The sequence below is a fragment of the Chryseobacterium sp. KCF3-3 genome, from assembly GCF_045865955.1.
GTDB lineage: Bacteria > Bacteroidota > Bacteroidia > Flavobacteriales > Weeksellaceae > Chryseobacterium.
The window spans coordinates 2,149,849-2,169,285 of sequence record NZ_AP035792.1 but is presented as its reverse complement, the minus strand read 5'-3'; the positions used below and the strand labels follow the sequence as shown (position 1 = coordinate 2,169,285).

Annotated in this window: 17 protein-coding genes; 8 read left to right on the top strand and 9 right to left on the bottom strand. The window is 36.0% G+C overall.

The features are described from left to right. Window positions 1-28 precede the first annotated feature (28 nt). On the top strand, window positions 29-499 hold the full coding sequence (locus tag ACKTTZ_RS09695; protein ID WP_226798727.1) for a DUF6702 family protein: 471 nt from the start codon (window positions 29-31) through the stop codon (window positions 497-499). Between the two features lie 275 nt (window positions 500-774). After that, window positions 775-1,326 (top strand): inclusion body family protein, encoded by a 552-nt coding sequence (locus ACKTTZ_RS09690; RefSeq protein ID WP_034691547.1) that lies wholly within the window; start codon window positions 775-777, stop codon window positions 1,324-1,326. A 76-nt stretch (window positions 1,327-1,402) separates the two neighbouring features. Here the strand turns inward: ACKTTZ_RS09690 and ACKTTZ_RS09685 are convergent, their stop codons facing one another. Then, the gene (locus tag ACKTTZ_RS09685) at window positions 1,403-2,827 is read right to left on the bottom strand and encodes a DUF5689 domain-containing protein (protein WP_034691549.1); all 1,425 of its coding nucleotides are present in this window, start codon (window positions 2,825-2,827) and stop codon (window positions 1,403-1,405) included. Window positions 2,828-2,853: 26 nt separating this feature from the next. Continuing rightward, a complete protein-coding gene (locus ACKTTZ_RS09680; RefSeq protein WP_407848554.1) occupies window positions 2,854-5,733 on the bottom strand; it encodes a carboxypeptidase regulatory-like domain-containing protein in 2,880 nt (959 codons plus the stop codon). Window positions 5,734-5,979: 246 nt separating this feature from the next. Between ACKTTZ_RS09680 and ACKTTZ_RS09675 the strand changes: the two genes are divergently transcribed. Both ACKTTZ_RS09675 and ACKTTZ_RS09670 read left to right on the top strand, forming a co-directional pair. Further along, window positions 5,980-7,170: an endonuclease gene (locus ACKTTZ_RS09675; protein WP_407848552.1), complete on the top strand. Its 1,191-nt coding sequence runs from the start codon at window positions 5,980-5,982 to the stop codon at window positions 7,168-7,170. Between the two features lie 51 nt (window positions 7,171-7,221). Then, window positions 7,222-7,641 carry a DUF6146 family protein gene (locus ACKTTZ_RS09670; protein ID WP_034691555.1) on the top strand — a complete coding sequence of 140 codons (420 nt, stop codon included), beginning with the start codon at window positions 7,222-7,224 and terminating at the stop codon, window positions 7,639-7,641. A 69-nt stretch (window positions 7,642-7,710) separates the two neighbouring features. Here the strand turns inward: ACKTTZ_RS09670 and ACKTTZ_RS09665 are convergent, their stop codons facing one another. Together ACKTTZ_RS09665 and rho are read right to left on the bottom strand one after the other, a co-directional pair. Next, entirely contained in the window at window positions 7,711-8,307 is a 597-nt protein-coding gene (locus ACKTTZ_RS09665) for a superoxide dismutase (protein ID WP_034691558.1), read from the bottom strand. Between the two features lie 194 nt (window positions 8,308-8,501). Next, window positions 8,502-10,337, bottom strand: a complete 1,836-nt coding sequence (gene rho, locus ACKTTZ_RS09660) for a transcription termination factor Rho (RefSeq protein WP_034691561.1) — start codon at window positions 10,335-10,337, stop codon at window positions 8,502-8,504. A gap of 144 nt (window positions 10,338-10,481) precedes the next feature. Between rho and ACKTTZ_RS09655 the strand changes: the two genes are divergently transcribed. From ACKTTZ_RS09655 to ACKTTZ_RS09640, 4 genes are all read left to right on the top strand, one after another. Then, window positions 10,482-10,871, top strand: a complete 390-nt coding sequence (locus ACKTTZ_RS09655; RefSeq protein ID WP_216443473.1) for a DUF4293 family protein — start codon at window positions 10,482-10,484, stop codon at window positions 10,869-10,871. Window positions 10,872-11,015: 144 nt separating this feature from the next. Continuing rightward, complete coding sequence (locus ACKTTZ_RS09650) at window positions 11,016-11,936, top strand: M28 family peptidase (RefSeq protein WP_034691565.1); 921 nt, start codon at window positions 11,016-11,018, stop codon at window positions 11,934-11,936. Between the two features lie 233 nt (window positions 11,937-12,169). Further along, on the top strand, window positions 12,170-14,008 hold the full coding sequence (locus tag ACKTTZ_RS09645; protein WP_034691567.1) for an ABC transporter ATP-binding protein: 1,839 nt from the start codon (window positions 12,170-12,172) through the stop codon (window positions 14,006-14,008). 18 nt (window positions 14,009-14,026) lie between these two features. After that, window positions 14,027-14,374 (top strand): DUF1801 domain-containing protein, encoded by a 348-nt coding sequence (locus ACKTTZ_RS09640; RefSeq protein WP_034691569.1) that lies wholly within the window; start codon window positions 14,027-14,029, stop codon window positions 14,372-14,374. A 49-nt stretch (window positions 14,375-14,423) separates the two neighbouring features. Here ACKTTZ_RS09640 and ACKTTZ_RS09635 read toward each other — a convergent pair whose 3' ends face one another. The 5 genes from ACKTTZ_RS09635 to ACKTTZ_RS09615 all read right to left on the bottom strand — a co-directional run bounded on the left by ACKTTZ_RS09635 (window position 14,424) and on the right by ACKTTZ_RS09615 (window position 19,436). Further along, the gene (locus ACKTTZ_RS09635; protein ID WP_407848548.1) at window positions 14,424-16,235 is read right to left on the bottom strand and encodes a hypothetical protein; all 1,812 of its coding nucleotides are present in this window, start codon (window positions 16,233-16,235) and stop codon (window positions 14,424-14,426) included. Between the two features lie 295 nt (window positions 16,236-16,530). Beyond that, window positions 16,531-16,851 (bottom strand): hypothetical protein, encoded by a 321-nt coding sequence (locus tag ACKTTZ_RS09630; protein WP_034691574.1) that lies wholly within the window; start codon window positions 16,849-16,851, stop codon window positions 16,531-16,533. 1 nt (window position 16,852) lies between these two features. Further along, window positions 16,853-17,266 carry a transposase gene (locus tag ACKTTZ_RS09625; protein ID WP_034691577.1) on the bottom strand — a complete coding sequence of 138 codons (414 nt, stop codon included), beginning with the start codon at window positions 17,264-17,266 and terminating at the stop codon, window positions 16,853-16,855. 97 nt (window positions 17,267-17,363) lie between these two features. Next, entirely contained in the window at window positions 17,364-18,356 is a 993-nt protein-coding gene (locus ACKTTZ_RS09620) for a Two component regulator three Y domain-containing protein (RefSeq protein ID WP_079240098.1), read from the bottom strand. Between the two features lie 423 nt (window positions 18,357-18,779). After that, window positions 18,780-19,436 (bottom strand): phosphatidylserine decarboxylase family protein, encoded by a 657-nt coding sequence (locus ACKTTZ_RS09615; RefSeq protein ID WP_034691579.1) that lies wholly within the window; start codon window positions 19,434-19,436, stop codon window positions 18,780-18,782. Window position 19,437: the final 1 nt, after the last annotated feature.

Below are 19,437 nucleotides of genomic sequence, written 5' to 3'. Positions count from 1 at the left end.
AAGTATGATTGTAAATCTATTAATTAAGATGAAAAAACTTTTATATATATCAGGAATTTTAACATTTTTTGTGTTAATGAGTTTTATGTATGTAGACTTTTTCTCTTCAATGACCAAAGTTGACTATATTGATGGAAGCAAGACATTGAAGTTTACCACAAAAATGAATACAAGCCATATCTCTGATGCTATTAAAATCAACCCTAACACGGCAGGATTTGAAGCAGAGGTAAAAAAATATGTGAACAATAATTTTGATGTATTTGTCAATGGGTCTCCTAAAACGATTACCTTCACAGGAAGTCAGGTCAGTGGAGAAACTGTATGGGTATATTTCGAAACCGGAGGCGTTTCGGATATCAATACCTTAAAGATTAAAAACACGATCCTTTTGAGCGCTTTTCCTAAGCAGATCAATCTGGTAAATATAGCATACAAAGGCAGCCAGAAAACAATGAACTTCCAAAGAGGAAAAGAAGTGAACGAGGTTTCTTTTTAAACGAAAATTAGATTTAACCATTATAAAATGGGTACCCTGGAAAGTTGAACTTTTCAGGGTATTTTTTTGGAACTTCAAAAAATCACTAAAAAGAGATTAATTAAGTACAAATACCTAATTCAAAATTTCAGCATTTTTACTCTAATATTTTCATTTTCAGCAATGTACATTTGTATTGTAATTACAACCCAATCAGTGAAGCCGTATCACTTTAATAACGGGGCGGAATCTGAAAAGCCCAATGAGTAAGAAAACACCAAACAAAACTAAATATCATGGAAGATATAGAACTAAAATCATCCAGTCAGGAAATTGATGTCCTGATCGTTATTGACACGGATTATGTAAGAGGTACTTATAAAAACCCAAGTACAGACCCTAATAATCCTACCGGGATTGATCATAACAGCCAACATATGATCGTTTCCAATGCCAACGCTATTTCCGGACAAGGTACAGCTGATTTGAATTTCAGTGCAAGAGCCGGGGATACTGTTTCTTTCAGAGGAACATCAATATACCAAAACTCCGATGATGCAGTAATCATCTATAATATTAAGTACTGGTCAGGCGATCAGGTTTTTAACAGCTTTATATACAATTCTGTGGAAAGAAAAAAGGCTGCTGTACCTAATTTGAATTCTCAAAATGGTCTTCCTGCTGCCAGTGCAGATATCACATTTGCGAGTATTGACTCTAAAGTAAAAGCTACAGGAACAGAGAATTTCTATGTACAGTTTGGACTTTATATTTTAGATCCGAATGACAGTAACAAACAGATTCTGTACGGTTACTTTTACTGGGATCCAACGATTACAGTTAAATAAAAGAAAATAAAAAACCACTGCTTCAACAGTGGTTTTTTTATTATTAAATGAATTAAAATATATTCTATTCTAATTATTACTCAATTTTGATGTTATCAATCTGAAGATCATATATACCGTCTTTTCCTGTTTTAAGGGCAAACATAGTTTTTCCAGCGGTAGTATTAAGATCGGTAAGACCTGTAAGCGTAAGCTCAATCAGTCTCCATTGTCCGTTCGTATTGATAGAACCGTTATATGAATTCGTACTTTCCGGACTTAAAGTAGCACCGGTAGAGAATGTTGCTAAATTGAATGTATAGAAAGCAGACGTATTAGGAGCTAATGGTGTTGCTCTGTATACATTGAAAGAAAGTGATTTTCCTGATGCAGTACCTTTGATATACATTGTAATTCTCTTTGGAGCTGCTGGTATTCCTGACCCTGCATTCGCTGTAAATACATAGTCATTATTGGCAGGTGTCCCTTTAATCTGAAGGGAGTTTGTCCCGTTATACCCCAAACCAATACCCTGAGATGCATAAGACATAAGTCCAAAGCTGTTTAAACTTGACAGGAAAGATGGCCAGTTTTCAAAATCAGAGCTAGGGAAAAGATTGACAGCATTAGCTGATGGAAGTTCCGGCTCACCTGGAGTGAATCTGGCATTCGGGAAGTTAATATCATCAAGATTTCTGATATAAGCCTGATCTGTGAAAATCGTTGCATTACTTGAACTTGTAAAACGGCTTAGAAGAAGAACGATATCACCGCTTTTTTCATATTTAGGAGAGATCGGAGATTTCGCAAACGTTGCATAGTTGCTGAAACGAAGGTCTAATCTTCCTGCTTTTTTATCTGTAATATAACGGTCACCCGTAGCTGATTCATCAGCAAAAGTTTTTGTCAGTTCAGGCTCTTCAAACTGAACGTTTTTAATTTTTACAAGTTGGTTGATGTGAGCACCGTTTTTCAAAGCATCAGAGATAGAATTGAACTCTAATGGTTTCATTGCAGCTACTACAGGTTTTTGCCCATCACAAACTCTTGCCAGGTAATTGGATACTTTATTAGGATTAATTCTACCGATAGGATAGTTTGGATCATAAGTACCTACTTTGATATTTCCGTTAACACCTTGAACGATCAATCCTTTCAGGTTAATTCTTACCAAAGCTCCTGTAGGATAATCAAGATATTGGTTTCCACCATCGATATCAATTTCAATCCCTTGAGTTGGGTTTTCAGGCTTATCCTGAAGGAACATCATTTTGTAAATATTTCCTGATTCATCACTTGAAGATACATAAGCTTCTACGATGTAATCTTCTTTAATAATATCAGCTTCACCTGGTTTTGCTTTTGCAATGGTAGCAAGGTCAGTTAACGGGTGATTTGCAGCTGCAAACCTGTTGGTACACTTGATTTCCGGCACATCATAATCATCAGTTTTTACACAAGACGAGAAAGACAGCATTGAAATGGCACTGAAGATCGCCGCTTTAAAATATATATTTTTCATTGTTTTCGATTTTTAATTTTAGTTTTTTAGAATCTGAATTGAAGATTAACAAAATAAGATCTACCCTGATTGTACCAATATTTAGGAGCGAATACCATGTTTCCGCTGTCATAATCATTAGCATAATCAGTATAGTTAACATTTCTGGTCTGCTCAAATCCTCCTGTAATATAGTTTCTGTTATTAAGGATGTTATTGACAGATCCGGATACCATTACATAATACTTACCAATCATCCAGGATTTCCCTGCATTCACATTGAAGAAGAATGCTGAAGGTAATTTTGTAGGCGTAAGAACTCTTGCCAGCTCCTCTTCAGTGACATTATCAGAAGGTACTCCAGGTGTATTTGGATTGGTGTAGAATCTTTCTGTTCTGGTTACAGGAGATGGATCCAGGAACGAATGCCCAAAGTAGTTCCAAGTTGCTCCTACCCACCAGTAGTTTTTAGGGCTGCTGTAACGAAGACCTAGCGTATATGCCTCCTGAGGAGTACCACCTTGTCTGTAATTTTTAAGAGTAGCCTCACCCATGTTGGTATAAGATCTTGATACGATATTTCCATTTCCGTCAAGCTCTCTGAAAGTTCCAACGGCATCAGATGCAAAATACACTGTAGGGTTATTGGTATAAGTGTATTGTCCTAAACTTAATAACCCACTGGCAGTTAAGGTTGGAGTTACTTTCACTTGTGCACCAAGCTCAATTCCCATATTTCTCTTATTCGCACCTGCCAATACCTGCGTAATGAAAGCCCCATCCTGAATTGGAGCCTGTTCTCCACTTTCAGTTAAGGTAGTTAATTTAACACCTTGTGCAAAATATCTTTGTACGCTTGTTTCGTTTTGAGTATTAACAAGGTAACCTGTCAATCTAAGTTTAACAATTGGGGTAGAGATTACGTAGCTCAAATCGTTAGCATCAACAACAACATTTTTGATCCCCGGAGTAGTAACACCACTTACTCTTGTATTAAAGTAAATATCATTTAAGAAAGGAGATTGTGAAAAGTAAGCTCCATTATAAACCAGGAAGTTTCTCCCATTGATTTTATAGGTAACCTGACCTTTAACCCCTGCATTCCAGAAGTTTTGATCTGCTCCTTTTCCGTAAGAAGACTCATACAGATAGTGTTGGAACAATCCTTCTCTGCTGTTTGTAGTATAACCGAATAATCCGGAAATAAAAACATCAAATTTTCCTGTGGAGAATTTGAAAGCAGGATTTATTTTGAATTCCTGTCTTCTGAAGATATAGCTGTATCCGATTTTATCACCTTCTCTTTTGGCAACATCTGTATCGCTTTCTCTCGTATTGAATTTCCCCCAAGCATTTCCTGCTGTTGTATTAGATGCAAATGGATCCATATTCAATGCAAAATCAGCACCTAATAGGTCATTCACTTCTCTGTACTGCTCAGATCTGTAGTTCTGGTAAGATAAGTTTAAGATAAAACGGGAAGTATCGGTGAAGTTATACGTATAGTGAGTAGATACATTCCATACTTTATCATCTTTTACGTCATCCACAAGATAATAAGCAGCTCTTCTTCCGCCAAGTAACGCATTGTACTCTACGTTTCTGTTCGCATTGTAAAGATTATCCCAGTTGATCTGTGTGTGTGACTGGTCATCATTCGTCCACCAGTCTCTTGTGATTCCGATGTTGGCAGCCTGCTCCGGAGATGGATTTGTATAATTTAACCAATAGCTTGGCAGATTACGGTAATAAGTTGGAGAAGGGTTATTAGCTCTGTACCAGTCTAATCTTGAACTGTACTCTTTCCCAAACTGGTAAGAAACAGACGTCCACAACTGAGAGTTTTTATTGATTTTCCAGAAATCCTGTAATTGAATCATCGGCTGGAAACCTCTTTTCACTCTTTCATTTCTTTTATCTCCGTTTTGCCATCCCCAATAAGAGTTATAATGAACTCCTCTGAAGTCATATACTTCCTGAGTACTTGGACTTGAAGAGCTTCTCGCATATTTAGAACCTATGGCATTCAAAGTCATAGTATGGCTATCACTGAATTTCTTCTCAATACCGACATATCCGCTGTATGCATCATAAGCAGTACCATCCTGAATCCCTTCCTGTGCCCATCTTCTCGCAATCATTCCTGTAAATGCCCATCCGTTCTTATTCATTCCGGATGAAAATCTGTAGGATAATCTGTTGGTATAATTTCTATTGGTCAGAGAGTACGTCAACTGACTTCCTTTTCTGTACTCGCTGGCTTTTGTATTTTTATAAAAAACTCCGGTAGTTCCTCCGAAAGCATACTCTGAAGGGGCATGGTTAGCTGCAATTTCCGGGTAACGGGTAATTTCGTTCAATCCTCCCCAGGTACTGAAGTCTACATCTCCATTATCTGCCGCGGCCATAGAAACCCCATTGATCATATTCTCACCTGTTCTGCTATCAATTCCTCTTGGACGGAACCAGTAAGGTCCTAAATCAAAACTTGCAATTCTGCTGAAAACATCCTGAGAAGACTGTAATAATCCTACCGTTGCTGTTTGCTGTGCACCACCGCCATCACTTTCTCCAGAATCTTCTATGATAGCTAACCCTTGATCAGCACCATTCAGTGCAGAATAAAGAGTAATTACTCCAAGATCTTTTCTTTTCTCATCACTGGTTACATCAAATTCAAAAATTTTAGTTTCAAAATTGGGTTTTGTAACCATAATCTGATAATGTCCAGGCATCAAATCCTTAAATTGGAAATATCCGATTTTGTCTGCCTTTGCATCATTTCCTGCTCCTTTTAAATCTACACTTGCTTGCTCCACAGGTTTACCGTCCGCATCCTTAAGATACGCAAACACAGTGGTCTGCGCATAATAATATGACGCAGGCAGCAAAGTAAATAAAGAGATCAATGATAATTTTTTAATCATGAGTATATTTATTTTTTAATACTTTTATTGTTAATTTTCAACAGTTTAAAAGTTGGGGGCACAAATTTAATCAAATTTTGCAATTCAGAACTTTTTTAACGTTATTTTTCCTTAACATTGCAATCTTTTAAGAATCATTATAAAAGAGAGGTTCGAATTACTGCTTTTAAATTTACAAATATTTAAAACGCAGCAAGTTAAAAAAAAGTAAATTTGTAATTAATAGTATAATAAAACTCCAAAGAGATGAAGAGATTTTCGAGTCTGTTTGCCCTGTTTATTTCGATCGTGGCATTCTCCCAACAACAAGGAAAACTGAGAAAAGTAGCAACCGTAGGTTTCTTAAATGTAGAAAACCTTTGGGACACTATTCGCTCAGCAGATTATATTGACGGAACCAAAGACATTAAAAACCCTGCTTTCCACAGAAGTATCCCGATGGATTCTATTCAGTTTCTGGAAGCAGAAAAATATGACGGACCATGGAGCGATGGAGCTTTAAAAGGGAAAAAAGCAGTAAGAATACAAAGTGGTTCTGAAGAATTCACTCCTAAAAGTGCTAAGAACTACGGAGCTAAAATTTATAAGGCAAAACTGGCCAACGAAGCTAAGGTAATTTCTGAAATGGGAGCACAATATACCAAAACAGCTCCTGCAGTAGTAGGTTTAATTGAGGTTGAAAACAGACAGGTCATTCAGGATCTTGTGAACGAACCTGCTTTAAAGAAATATGACTACGGAATTATTCATTACAACTCTTATGACTACAGAGGAATTGACGTTGCATTGATCTATCAGAAAAGAAGGTTTACCCCAACCAATTCATTAAAAAAAGAACTGGTAATTTACGGTGACAACGGAAAAAGAGAATACACAAGAGACATCCTTGTAGTAACAGGATTTTTAGATAATGAAAAAGTAGCGTTTTTTATGAACCACTGGCCTTCAAGAAGAGGTGGTGAAGCAATTTCTCTACCTAAAAGAAATGCTGCTGCTGCTTTATTAAAACAACAGATGGACAGCATAAGAGCTGCAGATCCAACAACAAAGCTTTTTGCTATGGGTGACTTTAACGACGATCCTGTAAGCCCAAGTTTAAAAAACCATTTGAAAGCTCAGGCAAGCCCTAAAGATTTAAGCGAGGAAACTCCTTATCTTAACTTGATGTATCCTTTATATAAGAAAGGAGTTGCTTCTTTAGCTTATCAGGATGCTCCCAACCTGTTTGACCAGATTATCGTTTCTAAAAACGTAATTTCAGATCAGGTAACTAAAGAATATTCTGTGTACAAAGCAGAAATTTTCGCTCCGGCTTATCTTGTCAATAAAGAAGGAAATTACAAAGGATATCCTTTCAGATCCTGGAATGGAGACCAGTTTACAGGAGGCTACAGTGACCACTTCCCGGCATTTGTAGTTCTTCAGAAAGAACCATAAAAAAGTTAGGCACTCTTATTGGAGTGCTTTTTTTATATAAATACCTATATCATGAAAAATATTATTTTATTAGTAATGATTGCATTGATACCTTTCAGCTGTTTTTCTCAGGAAACACCAAAGAAAGATAAAGAGCAACATGAAATGAAGCCTTCTAAAAATGAAGACGGAGAATGGGAACTTACGGTCATTGATACCCAATTTGATTATTTTCTGAGTGCTGTCGCCAAACCTATCAGCCAGTATACAGAATCTTATCTGAAGACAAAAAACACATTTTTGGTCAACGAGTGGAACAGCTATTATAATTCCGGCAGGTACAGAAATATTATTGAATCCGGGATAGATTATGATCCTAAGGAAAATTACGGGATCAAGTTTGAATATAAATTATACCAGGTTTTCGCCTATGTAAACTGGAAATACAAGCTAAGATTGAATGGATTATCCGGAAGCGATGCAATAAGGTAAATTTAAATTTATGCAATAAAAAAGGTTCAGAATAATTCTGAACCTTTTCATTTTTATAATAGCTGAAAATTATTTATTGAATAATTCTTCTACTTTATCCCAGTTTACTACATCGAAGAATGCAGAAACATAGTCAGGTCTTCTGTTTTGGTAGTTTAAATAATAAGCGTGCTCCCAAACGTCTAATCCTAAAACCGGAGTTCCTTTAACGTCTGCTACAGGCATTAATGGGTTGTCCTGGTTTGGTGTAGAAGAAACAGATACAGAACCGTCAGCATTTTTTACTAACCAAGCCCATCCTGAACCGAATCTTGTTTTAGCAGCATCAGAAAAATCAGTTTTGAATTTATCAAGACCTCCGTAATTTTCGATAGCAGCCTTTACATTTCCTACAGGCTCTTTGCTTCCTCCAGGAGTTAAAATTTCCCAGAATAGAGAGTGGTTGAAGTGACCTCCTCCGTTATTTCTTACTGCTGGCTTGTCAGTTCCTGTCTGGCAGATTTCTTCAATAGTTTTTCCTGCTAGTTCAGTTCCTTCAATTGCTTTATTTAAATTGTCAATGTATGCCTGGTGGTGTTTTGTATGGTGGATTTCCATAGTTCTTGCATCGATCGTTGGCTCTAATGCATCGTATGCATATCCTAGTTTTGGTAATTCAAATGACATAATCTTTATTTTTAATGTTATATTTCAAAATTAGCCAATATTTAAGGTATTATCAAGGATTGTGGATTACTTTAATAAATCTTTAACATTGATATATTGATTTAGAATGAATTAAGTTTCAATTTTTTTATCCTATTAATAAAAAGCACGAACCCAATGATCCGTGCTTTCTATTTAACAATATTAAATTAAATTTATTTATTCATAGACATCAGGAATTCTTCATTATTCAGAGTTCCTTTGATGTTTTTATTAACAAATTCCATAGCTTCTACAGGATTCATTTCAGAAAGATATTTTCTGAAGATCCACATTCTCTGAGAAGTTACTTCATCCAGAAGCAGATCATCTCTACGGGTGCTGGAAGAAATAAGGTCAATAGCAGGATAAATTCTTCTGTTGGCAATTTTTCTGTCCAGCTGAAGTTCCATGTTACCTGTACCTTTGAATTCTTCAAAGATAACTTCATCCATTTTAGATCCTGTATCAATTAATGCTGTAGCAATAATGGTAAGAGAACCTCCGCCTTCAATTTTTCTTGCCGCTCCGAAGAATCTTTTTGGCTTGTGAAGAGCATTGGCATCTACCCCACCGGAAAGTACTTTACCAGATGCAGGCGTTACGGTGTTGTAAGCTCTTGCTAATCTTGTAATAGAATCCAGTAAAATAACCACATCATGTCCGCATTCTACCATTCTTTGTGCTTTTGCAAGAACAAGGTTGGCTACTTTCACATGTTTTTCTGCTGCTTCATCAAATGTAGAAGCAATTACTTCTGCATTTACGCTTCTTTCCATATCAGTAACCTCTTCCGGACGTTCGTCAATCAGAAGAACCATCATGTATACTTCCGGGTGGTTGGCTGCAATAGAATTAGCAATATCTTTCAGCAACATCGTCTTACCTGTTTTAGGCTGTGCAACGATCATTGCTCTCTGACCTTTTCCGATAGGTGCAAATAAATCTACAATTCTTGTAGAAATGGTAGAATTGCTTCCTGCCAAATTGAATTTTTCTTCCGGGAAAAGCGGAGTAAGATATTCAAAAGCAACACGGTCTTTGATGAATGCAAGATCACGTCCGTTTACTTCTGTTGGTTTTAACAATGAAAAGTATTTCTCTCCTTCTTTTGGAAGTCTTACAATTCCTTTCACTGTATCTCCGGTTTTTAACCCATAATTCCTGATCTGTGCTGTAGATACATACACATCATCCGGAGAAGAGATATAGCTGAAATCTGAGGAACGTAAAAATCCATAGTTATCCGGTAAGATTTCCAAAACACCTTCAATACTTACCAATCCATCGAAATTGAATTCTTTTTTATGGTCGTTCTGCTCCTCTGCCTTTTCAGAATGTCTGTTTTGATTCTGATTTTGGTTTTGGTGCTGCTGATGCTGATGTTGTTGGTTTTGATTTTTATGTTGGTTTCCACTGTTCTGTGGATGGTTGTGCCCTTTTTGGGGTCTGTTAGCCTGTGGTTGTTGAGGATTGTTAGGCTTTTCTTCAGCCTGAGCAGGCTCTTGAGGTTCTGTGTTTTTTGGAGTTTCAGTTCTTTCCTGAGATACTTCTGCATTCCCTGCATTGGTAGAAACTCTTTTTCTTTTCTTTTTTGCCTGAGCAGTTGCTGCTGATTCTTCTGTTACTGTTGCTACAGTGGGTTCAGCTTTTGGTTCTTCCGGTTTTATTTCTTCAGAAGCAGCTACCTTTTCTTCTACTATTTCCTCTGTTTTAGTTTCTACTGGAGCTTTTGCTGGTGCTTTTGGCTTGGCTGCTGTTTTTTTCGGGGCAGCTTTTTTTGCCGGGGCTTTGGCAGGTTTTTCTGCTGGAGCCTCTTCAGTATTTACACTGGCGGTTTCGGTGGCGTTGAAATAATCTTTTGCAACTTTAGGGTTAGAAGCCTGAAAGTCAAGAATAGCAAAGATCTTGTCATTTTCATTGCTGGTTCTTGCAACTTTAACGCCCAAATCTTTTAAGATTTTAGTCAGTTCCGTTACGGATTTTGACCTTAACGTTTCTATGTTAAACATATTTAATGTAAAAATGTAATTAATTGTGAGTAAGAAAAGTAAGTCCGGTGACTTTTGTTTTCAAGTACATTGTATAATGCAAATCTACACTTATTTTTGAATTGTGCAAAATTTATATTATTTTTGCCAAGAATTTAATATTCAATGCTACAGAGAATACAAACAATATGGACTTTATTAGCAGTTTTAGCTGCTGTTTTCCTTTTTATAACAGGACAGGATGTTGTCATTTCAGACAGTATTCCTTTACTTAATATAAGCTGTATAGTACTTGTTATTATCGGAGCATTAAGTATTTTTAGTTTCAAAAACAGAAAAAGACAAATTTTGCTGAATACCATCAGCATCATTATAAACGCTTTGTTGATTGGTGTATTGGCGTACTGGTTACTAAACTTATCCGGAGGAATTCAAATTCCTGAGAAGGGTATTGAGCCGATTTTCCCATTGATTGCGGTAATCTGTCTGCTTATAGCAAACATTTACATCCGTAAAGATGAGAGGCTCGTAAAATCTGTAGACAGACTTCGATAGCCTTACAACGATTTTTTGAGTGAGAACAGCTTCTTTTAAGGAGCTGTTTTTTTATTTGTCACCCATTCTTAATTTAAATTATGTAAATTCATTGCAACTTTTTGATTAAAAGCACGACAGATCATATAATTTTAACAAAAGACAATGAAAAAGCTAACGTATCTTACTTTATCACTATTCTCCATATTTACTTTTGGACAGGAAGTTTCCAAGGAAAGAGTAAAAACAGTTCTTTCCACTCTCGCTTCAGATGAAATGAAAGGCCGTGAGATCGGAACTCAGGAAAATGAAAATGCTGCCAATTATATTGCAAAACTTTTCAAAGAAAATAATCTGGAATATTGTACCGGAAAATCTTATCTGGTACCTTTTGACTACAACGGAAAGACCGTTTACAATGTTTGCGGAATCAAAAAAGGAAAATCAGATCAGTATCTGGGTTTTTCAGGTCATTTTGACCATATCGGAACCAGTGATAAAAGCGGAGACAATATTTATAACGGAGCAGATGATGACGCCAGCGGAATTACTACTCTGGTAGGCATTGCCGATTATTTTAAAAATAAAAAACCGGAATTCTCTATGGTATTCATGGCATTCAATGGAGAAGAAAAAGGAATGTTGGGCTCAAGAGCGATTTCCACCGATAAAAATCTGGATCATATTTATAATAAAATGACTGCTCTTTTCAATTTTGAAATGGTTGCTACAGAATCTCAATGGGGAAAAAATGCATTATATATGACAGGAGACGGATTCTCAGATCTTGATGAACTTTTCAATCAAAATGCAGTGAATGGATTAAAAATCAATGCAGATCCCTATGCAAAACAGCAGCTATTCTACCGTTCAGACAATGTAAGCTTTGTCAAAAAGAAAATCATTGCCCATTCATTTTCTACTGTTGATATGACCAAAGCGTCTCATTATCACCATGAAAATGATGACATCAACGTTGTAGATTTTGATAATATGACTCAGATCATCAATAATTTGGGAAAAACACTGGACAAACTGAGTCCTAAAAATTTTGCTCCTAAATACAATGATCAGGTAAAATTTTAATTGAAATAATATAAAAACTGCTGTTTCAGCAGTTTTTTTTATTAAACAGCAATACCTTACGATCTCCTGTTCTTAAGCCCTGTTCAGGTTTATTTATTCAAAAAAATAATGCTTAATAGCGCTGAGTTGTAACAAAAAGACACTTTTTGAAACTTATCCAGTAAAGTAAAACAGGATTAAGAACGTCTTATCTTTTAATTTTACGTAATTTTGCTATCCAATTTTTTCATTGAATGAACCAATATATTAAAATACTAAAGTTCGCAAGACCTCACCAAAAATACATCTACGGAAGTTTGTTTTTCAATCTTATGTATTCTGTATTCCAGATTGCTTCCTTAGGGACAATCCTACCTGTTTTGGGAATGCTTTTCGGAACCATTGAGGCTAAAAAATACAGCCATCCACCTGTGTATTCGGGAGAAATTTTAGATTTTTTCTCCTATGCAAAAGAATATGCCAATTATTATGTTCAGAGTTTAGTAACCCAATATGGAGCACTTAACGTTTTGGCGTGGCTTTGTGTGATCACAGCTTTTATGTTTTTGCTGAGAAACCTTTTCAGATATTTAGGTTCATTTTTACTGATCAATTACCGTGTAGGGGTTACCAAAGACCTTCGTGGAGCGATGTACAGAAAGATTCTTGCTTTACCTGTTTCCTTTTTTACGGAAAGCAGAAAGGGAGATCTGATGTCCCGTATGTCCAATGACGTGGGTGAAGTTGAAGGTAATATTTTAGGAAGTTTAGTTGAATTAATCAACGCCCCTTTCATGCTGATCAGTACGTTGGTGACGCTTTTCTTTTTAAGTACAGAGATGACTCTTTTCTCTCTTTTAGTATTGCCTGTAATGGGAACAATGATTGCTTTAATAGGAAAAAGTCTGAAAAAAGATTCTCACCAGGCTCAAAATGAGATGGGAAATATTTTCTCGATTGTAGATGAAACACTAAAATCTACGAAGGTTATTAAAATTTTCAGCGCAGAAAAAATAATGGACAACCGTTTTATGCAGTCTATGCAGAAATGGATCAACAGTTCAATAAATTTAGGAAGAAAAAAGGAACTGGCTTCTCCTATGAGCGAATTTTTAGGATCGGTTACGTTCCTGATTATCGCATGGTACGGTGGAAAGCAAATCATTGTAGAACAAAGTATTTCTCCTGCAGATTTCTTAGTTTTTCTGGGTATTTTCTTCCAGATTTTACCTCCTGTGAAAAGTTTATCTCAATCTATTTCGAATGTTCAAAAGGGTGAAGCTTCTCTTGAAAGAGTTTTAGCTATTCTGGATGCGGATGTAAAAATTGACGAAGTACCAAATCCTGTTTCTATCTCAACATTAAATAGTTCAATCGAATTTAATAATATTGGTTTTTACTATGATAAAGACCATACGATTCTTAAAAACTTCTCACTTTCTATTCCAAAAGGAAAAACCGTTGCTCTTGTTGGGCAAAGTGGAAGTGGTAAAACAACTATTGCCAATCTTTTAGCAAGATTTTATGATGTTTCGGAAGGAGAAATTCTGATTGATGGAACAGATATCAAACATTTAAAGCTACAGGAATACCGTAAGCTATTGGGAATGGTAACTCAGGAATCTGTATTATTCAATGATTCTGTTTACAATAATATTCTGATGGGTAAACCTGATGCCACCAGAGAAGAAGTGATTGCAGCCGCTAAAATTGCCAATGCAGACGCATTTATCACCACACTTCCTGAGGGATATGATTCCAATATCGGAGATGACGGAGGTAAACTTTCCGGAGGTCAGAAACAAAGGGTTTCTATTGCCAGAGCGGTATTGAAAAACCCACCTATCATGATTCTGGATGAAGCCACCTCTGCACTGGATACAGAATCCGAAAGATTTGTACAGGATGCACTGGAGAAAATGATGGAAAACAGAACTTCTCTAGTTATTGCTCACCGTCTTTCAACCATTCAGAAAGCAGACTGGATTGTAGTGATGGAAAAAGGTGATATTGTGGAACAGGGAACTCACCACGATCTGATCGCAAAAAGAGGAATGTATCACAAACTTGTCGAACTTCAAAACTTCGACTAATCTTTTAATTGAATTAAAATGAACCCTATACAAGAGTATTTCTACAGAATCGAAGAGCCTGAAAGAAGTACTCTTTTATTTTTACGTGATACGATCTTAGCTTCAGATCCGGAAAACATTACAGAAACATTCAGTTTCGGTCTTCCCTTTATCAAATACAAAAAGAAAATGCTGTGCTATTTCTACTACAGCAAAAAATACAAAAAGCATTACCTGAGCTTTTATCATGGTGACCGACTTGATTATCCTGAGCTCATCCAGGACGGCAGAAAGAAGTTTAAAATCCTTCTTATTGATATGGAAGAGGATATTCCTGTAGAATTTATAATAAGCCTGACAGAAGAGATTAAAAAGTATATAAAATAAAAAACTCCGGCACGAATAATCGTGCTGGAGTCATCTTTAAAAAACTTTATCATTTTGTGTTTATTCCGTTGAACTCTGCCTTTTTAATTGCCCAGGCAAGAGCATTCGCATAGAATATTGAGTTATATACATTCATTTCGTAGGCAGCTGCTCCATTTCCATAATTAGGCTTAGCAATAGGCTTATAGTTCGTATCTGCATAGAATGGACATATCGTATCAGAAGTATTGGGAGAAGTAACTGTTCCACATTGAGAGTTGAATCCGCCATCTCCTACCCATATGAAGTTCAGTGTATTATGCTTAAACGCAGTTACACGGCCTACAGTTCCCGATGGTGAAGCTGTAGAAATATTTGTATCTCCTGAATAGACTGTAATTTCACTTGATGGTAACCCGGTTGCATACGTTGTGGAAGAAGCATCTTCTCCCCATTGCAATCCTCTGATGTCACCGAAAGGACCGTTCAGTATTTCATCATTGGTCATTGGCAGTTTATAAATTGCTCCTGCACTGTTTACACTTCCTGTATTTACTGATCCGTCAAAAACATTTCTGAAAAGATTCTGCATTCCGGCATTACTTTCAGAATAAGCTACGATTACACCACCTTTTGCCAGATAATTTTTTAAAACCTGTGCTTCCGCAGCATTCATACCCCACGCATATCCTATGACGATTATATCTACAGGATTAGATCCGGTGGTCCAGGTCGTTAACTGTGCAGCACTCGGGCTGTCTGTACCATCTATGATCTGATCCCATCCTTCGTACTTTACGATGCTGTTGGCCAATGTTCCAAAATTAGCAGCCGCTTTCGTTACCATTCCTGACGGAGAAGTTCCTGAAACATTATATCCACAACCATTTGGCGCCGTTCCGATTGTTAAAAGTTTTTTCTTTGGAACTACCACAATCACATTGACAGAACATGTTGTAGATACACCTCCCTGGCTGTCTGAAGTAATAGTTATTGTTTTTACTGTCGTAGAAGAAGGTGTTCCCGCTCCTCCTAATGTTATATTCTGATTTCCTGTAGCCGTAAAGGTTCCTGACCCGCTGAAAGAAATTCCGTCAACCGTGTTGGTTGTAATAGTGTAGCTTCCCAATGTGGAAACATTCACTGGTAAAGTAATGGTATTGGAAGCGGTAAGAGCTGTTCCTACTTTATAAATACCGTTTACCGTGGCACTACCACAGCTCATTGTATACGTTCCTGCAGGACTTAACACAGCAATAGAAATGGCAGGAGTACAGGTAACAGTTGTTCCGTTGGCTTCCAGCGACACATTATCTGTCTGAATATTCTGAGGAACACCCTGTCCCGGAATCTGTATGGTTTGCGTTCCGGCATTTAGAAATACACCGGTTCCATAAAAATTGTATCCGTTTGTGGTAGTTCCTGAAATGGTATAATTACCGGGCTTTGTCACATTCACGGCAATGCTCAGGTAATTCGAGTTGGTAAGCTCTTTTCCTTTTACATAGCTACCCATGGCTTTGGACGTGGAACAGTCTATGGTAAAAACAGCTTTCCCCATCTGTCCGCAGACACTTTTCCATTCGTTATCCGCAAGACTCCAGTAATTGAAACAGTCTTCTGTGGTGTTGTAAATCGTCAAACCATCATCATTGGATTGATTAATTACAATTGCATTTCGCTGGGCTTCAGTTAAGCGAGGAATAAGAACTCCTTTATTATTATTTCCTGAAACAACATCCAAAACGGAATTAGCGTTCGGGGTTGTAGTATTAATCCCTACTGCACCATTGTTGGTCTGAGAGAAAGATTTTCCAAAAACAAAGAGCATTGCGATGAACAAGACTTTGATTGAAGGCATTGTAAATTTTGTTTCCATCATTGTATAAGTTATAATTGTTTGATAATTAAATTTTAACCTGAACATTTAATTTCCACAAAATTATCAACCACAAGCGATTACAAATTAATTCCCGCTACGCAATACTACTCACGCGTAGTAAAACTCACAAAACGTCAATAACTTATCATAACATTCGATACAAATAAAAAAGTTGAGTTATTTAACAAAACCCAACCATAAATTCAAAAAACAAAATCAAAACAGCATAAAATCAATTATCTCTTATGCAATAGAAAAAAATAAAGCAATTAGATTAAACAGAATACCACACTTTTTATGATTTGAAAATGGTTTTCCATTTGGCAATTGTATTTCGGCTTATCTTAAAATGATGGCTCACCTGAAGATTAGTCAGTCCGTTTCTTTTTTGGTAACTGAGAATTTTCAAAATAGATTCTTCGTCATAAGAACGGAGTCTCTGATTATCACATCCAACTGTATAGTTGGCGTCTCCAAAAATCAATTGATTAAATTTCAGAATATCAAAAGCTGAATGCAATGTTTCCAGCTTAAGCCTTATGGCCGCATCCAGTAATTTTTCAGGAAACTTTTCTTCAAGAATATCGGTATAAATCTGCTTGTAATCAGGAATCATATTATATTTTTTTCATCCATTTATATAAAGTGGTCTTGGGTATTTTATACCTTTTAACAGCATCATTAGCAGTCATTTTACCCGTTTTTATTTTATCAAGAATAAAATCTTTAACCTCCTGTGTGTAGATGCTCTTTCTGAAAACCAGAGTGTCATTCTTTTGAGTGAATTCATTATCAATTCTTGCCTGAGGAGCATACAAAATCAGATGGCCTGTATAGAACCTGAAAAAATCGAATTTTAAAAGTTTACACCATTTCAACAGAACATCAGTATCCATACTTTTGGCATGAAACATCATCTCTACTTCATCTTCCGTCCTGTTTAAAAATCGGGAAATTCTTTCTATTGAAATCTGATATTCTTCTACTTTAGATCTGATCAGGTTTCCAATATGAATGTCTTTAATATTCATCACAATATTTTTAAGTAAAAATATCGACAAGAAACTCAAAAATTACCATCAGAAGCTACTCAACACTACGTATGAGTAACAAAAATCAGAATTTTGTTTAAATTTTTATAAGAAAGCTATTGATATTAATCTCTGAGGAAATATTGAGTTTCTTCCGGATTCTGTACTTTTTACTTTCCACAGCACGAATACTGTTGTTGGTACACTGTGCAATTCTTTTTGTATCAAAATCCAGCTTCATCAATGCGCAGAAGTAGAGCTCAGAATGGATCAGATTAGGATTTATTTTTAAAATATCAGGAATAAAATGCGGGAAAAACACCTGAAATTTTTCAAAAAACATAGGCGAATTACTTTCCGCCAAATTCAAAATTTCCTGAATGTTCTCTTCTGAAAGATGATTGATCAGCATCTGGTGTTTCATCAGTTCCGCATTCGTTTTTACCAGATCTTTGATGGTAGAATCTTTTTCTTTTTTATCGGAAATCAAACCATGAATCAGTGCGTCTTTCTGGGTAATAAAAACGATATCCATCAGGAAAGAGGCAACTGAAAATAAAATGTTCAGCAATTTTATTGTTTTAAAATCCTCTTTTTCTATAAATCTGCTTTTAGGAAGAAAATCAAAATCAAAGTAAAGGCAGGCAATAAAATTAATACTGATCATAAAAGCAATGAAAAAGATAGCAAAAGAATCTTTTTTATAGTTCAGAAAAAATGGAACTGCAAACAAGAGACAAAAGTAGAAATACTCTACTCCCGCATTTTTGTAAGTATAAATATGAAAAAAGCTTACAATAAAAGTCAACAGGGCAAGTATAAAGATAACAGCTCCTTTCAACACCTTCCTGAACCGTTTCATTTTTCCCTTGATAGCCATTAAAAACAACCAGAAAAAGGTAATAACGGTAAGAAATATGGAGATCAGCATATCCCCGAAAAAAGTAATTATGAAAATGGAATAAAACAGGAATATGAAGAACAATAAAAGCAGATACCGGTTAATAAGATGAAGATAACTACTTTCAAAATCATCATCCATATTCTCCGCTTCGTCGTTGATCACCTTAAAGAAAAACTTATAAATCATCTTGTTGTTGTTTTTATGCTTTCACAAGCTTAAGTTGGCATTCGTACTCCTGAAAGCATAAATTTCCCAATATTAACAGCCTTTCTTGCAAAAGAAAAAATCTACAAAACGAAATGTATAGTCTTTTTCAGCATTAAAAAGGATATGATTAAGGTGTTTTCTAGCTACAATTTATTAAAATTTTCAAATGAAATACCATTTTTGACAATAAATTAATAAGCATTTACCTCAGATCACTTAAAAGCATGAGCTTGTGTTTTTAAGCATGCAAAATTATTGATCTCCACGTAAAAGCATTCATCTTCCGATACGCAATATTACTCATGCGTAATTTAATCTTAAAACACTCAAACGAGGGTAATGTTTACAAAATAAAAAAGAGAGCCTTTATAGCTCTCTTTTGATTTATATACGATAAGAATATTAATTTTCTTTCAGTTTGGCGATAACATGTTCTCCTCCTTTTGTAATATCTCCGATTTTACAGATAATCTCAGTATCCAAAGGAAGGAATACATCCATTCTGGAACCGAATTTAATAAATCCGAACTCATGCCCGGCTTTTGCTTTATCTCCTTCATTACAGTAGAAAACGATTCTTCTTGCAACATATCCGGCAATCTGTCTGAAGACTACTTTATGATTAGTCATCGTCTGAACAGCTACCGTAGTTCTTTCGTTCTCTGTAGAAGACTTTTCATGCCATGCTACCAGATATTTTCCCGGGTGATATTTTTTGTAAATCACTTCTCCCGAAACCGGATATCTACAGATGTGAACATTGAGTGGAGACATAAAAATAGAAACCTGGATAGCTTTTCCTTTTATGAATTCATCCTCTTCCACTTCTTTGATCATTACCACTTTTCCGTCCACCGGAGCAATAACATTTTCTCTGTGATCAAGAATATTACGATCCGGAACTCTGAAGAACCAGAATACTAAACCGTAAATAACCAACAAAGGCATAATGATCACCAGTGACCATATTTCAAGGAAATAAATTGCTAGAGCGCCCAGAATAATAAAAAGCAGGGTCGCAACGGTAATCGTTCCTTTTGATTCTCTATGTAATTTCATG